The following is a 2,248-nucleotide window of genomic DNA, read 5'->3' as shown; positions in this document are numbered from 1 at the left end:
CTCGGGACGCTCTCGCCGCGTCAGTGGTCTTTTTTTGCGCAACCGCCACACTCGACGTTACCACACTGACCGCGAGCACGGTTGCGGTGACAACAAGGATTTGTCGCATGGCATTCCTCCTGTTGGCGGAATTATCAGATGCGACCTTAGTTTCACGGAAGAAAGGGTTCCATTACGCGGGCGGGCGCTGCGCACGTCGAAACGTCGTAGCAAAATGTATTTTGGTTTAGGTGACAACCCATGCCAGCACCACTGCATGGAGCGCGGCGCTTGCACGCTTGAATCAGTGCGCCTCAGGCCACTGTGAAACCTTGGCTCGGCGAGGCGCGCTTTTATCAAGCACCGACGCGAGGCGCGCGGTCGTCCAATGCCAACCGCCACCATCCAACGCAGGCGAGTCGCCAGACGGTCTACGAGCTACTTCACCCAAATGGGGCGCTCGCAGCGGCCTCCGGCGATAGGGATTTGGTACACTTGCTCACGGCCGGTTGTGGCCGATTTTGTTGCAAAACTCTGAGATGAGGTGACGTTGGGTGCGGAGTAGGGTTTAAGGCAAGAGACGTTGTCGGTGGAAGCCACGCTACTCACTGAAGTGAACGCTCACGCAACGCACGCCACCGACGCCCTCGGTGGTGGCCAAACCACAAGCTTGGCGAGCCGCCTGAGGTTCTGAGCAACCGCTGCCAGGGTGAATTCGAACTGTGCACCGCTCGGCCCGCGCAGTCGCAACCGGCCGAGCCGCAGAATGCGCTTAAGATGTGCGAACAGCATTTCGACCTTCTTACGATCGCGGCGCGACTGTGAGAAAGCTGCTGTCCTTGCGATCGCACGGGCAACATCGCGTGCGGGCTCGTGAATGCTGCGCATGACTTTGCGTTGCGGGGTCTTGGGACAGCATCGGCCCTTCAAGGGGCAAGCACGGCAATCGTGCACACTCGCGAGGTAATGCAGCATGTCGTCGTCGCGAATGCGGCCAGTCGTGGTCAGCGTCTTGCCTGCCGGACAGACGTATCGATCCTGCGCCTCATCGTAGATGAAGTCCTCGCGCGAGAATGTGCCGTCCTCACGCGCTGACTTGTCAATGACCGGAACATGCGGGGCAATCCCCTGGGTGTTGACAAGCCAATCGAGGTTGGGTGCCGCACCATAAGCCGTGTCAGCCGCGAGCCATTCAGGTTTGATGCCGAAACGTGCTTCGGTCCGCTCGATCATTGTCTGCGAGGCGCCGACCTCGGCTTGACGAATGGCCCGCGAGGCCTCGACATCCATGATGATCCCGCACTTCACATCGATAAGATAGTTATCCGCGTAGGCAAAGAACGCGGCATTGCGCAGCGCGCCCGTCCATTGCGCAGCAGGGTCCGACGGCGAGACAAACTTCGGCGTCACGTCGCTTGCCGCGCCGTAGGCCGGGTCGTCGAGAGTGGCGAGATACTCCTTGACCGCGCGGCGCGCCTGCTCCGGGTCGATGTCCTTGTTCCACTGCACACCGGGGATTGAACGATGCTTGTTGGCATCAGCCTGGATCAAGCTGGCGTCCACCGCAAAGCCCCTACCATCGACAAGGCCAGCCGCAATGCAAGCTTCGACAACACGTTCGAACACATGGCGAAAAATATCGGGCTCGCGGAACCGCTCGTTGCGTACACGCGAGAACACGGAGTGATCTGGCACCTTGTCCTCAATGCCAAGCCCACAGAACCAACGATAGGCAAGGTTGACCTGGACTTCGCGGCACAGCGCCCGCTCCGAGCGGATCGCAAACACGTAGCCAACGATGAGCATCCGGATCATCAAAACCGGATCGATCGATGGTCGTCCAGTGTGGGAATAGTGTGGCGCTAGCTCCGCCCGAACCCACGACAGATCAAGGACGCCGGCAATGGCGCGTACGAGATGATCGTCCGGCACAGCTTCTTCGAGATTGAACGAATAGAACAGCTGTCCCTGGTCCCGGCTGCTCCGCCCCATCATGGCCCGCCCCACCGATTCGCATCAGCATGACGGAATCACCGCGCAACTGATCCTTCAATGAGTTTTGCAACAAAATCGGCCACCTCCGGACATGCTCACCGGGCGGGGTGAATTCGAGGAAAGGCCCATGAGTTGGTCATGCAAGCGCGATCTGCCCGACCTTTTCGATGACGACCTTGTATTTGCCGGGCCCATCCTCGCGAAACTCTGGCCACATCTTTTCGAATATCTCGTCCACAAAGGTCCCTATTCGACCATCTTCCGCCACTTCAAC

Annotated in this window: 1 protein-coding gene; it reads right to left on the bottom strand. The window is 59.4% G+C overall.

The window, feature by feature from the left end:
* Positions 1–600 precede the first annotated feature (600 nt).
* Positions 601–1,974, bottom strand: coding sequence for an IS1182 family transposase (locus tag VMT30_03585; GenBank protein HVQ44022.1), 1,374 nt, complete (start codon positions 1,972–1,974; stop codon positions 601–603).
* Between the last annotated feature and the right edge of the window lie 274 nt (positions 1,975–2,248).

The organism is Candidatus Saccharimonadia bacterium, assembly GCA_035544015.1.
Taxonomy (GTDB): domain Bacteria; phylum Patescibacteriota; class Saccharimonadia; order UBA4664; family UBA4664; genus UBA5169.
The sequence above is the reverse complement of the archived record's forward strand: the minus strand, read 5'-3'. Positions and strand labels throughout refer to the sequence as shown.

Excerpts from the sequence above, each read along its gene's own strand:
- VMT30_03585 (HVQ44022.1), bottom strand. The coding sequence starts at position 1,974 with ATGATGGGGCGGAGCAGCCGGGACCAGGGACAGCTGTTCTATTCGTTC.